At 59.9% G+C, this 284-nt stretch carries 1 pseudogene; it reads left to right on the forward strand.

The features are described 5' to 3' along the window. Positions 1-234, forward strand: a pseudogene (locus tag QP415_RS11610) (RecB family exonuclease); the annotation flags it as partial. Between the last annotated feature and the right edge of the window lie 50 nt (positions 235-284).

Here is a 284-nt window from a genome sequence, read left to right on the forward strand (position 1 = left end):
GGGCAAGTGATCACGCTGGACCCGACGGCCGAAGAAATCCATGATTTTGAGCGCCAGATCGATCAGCTGTGGGATCGTATTGAACGCGATATTGAGCAGGATTCGTTTGCGCCGCGCAAAAATCCGCTGTGCAACTGGTGCGGCGTACGTTCGCTGTGCCCGGTATTCGGTGGGACCACTCCGCCGATGCCGCCGCAACACGCGCAGTGGCTGGCGCGCACTCGGCTAGGCTAGAAGCATGGAACTGAAGCAATGTGGACATAGCGGGCTGTACGTGTCCGCGC

Source organism: Pauljensenia sp. UMB3104 (assembly GCF_030217285.1).
GTDB lineage: Bacteria > Actinomycetota > Actinomycetes > Actinomycetales > Actinomycetaceae > Pauljensenia.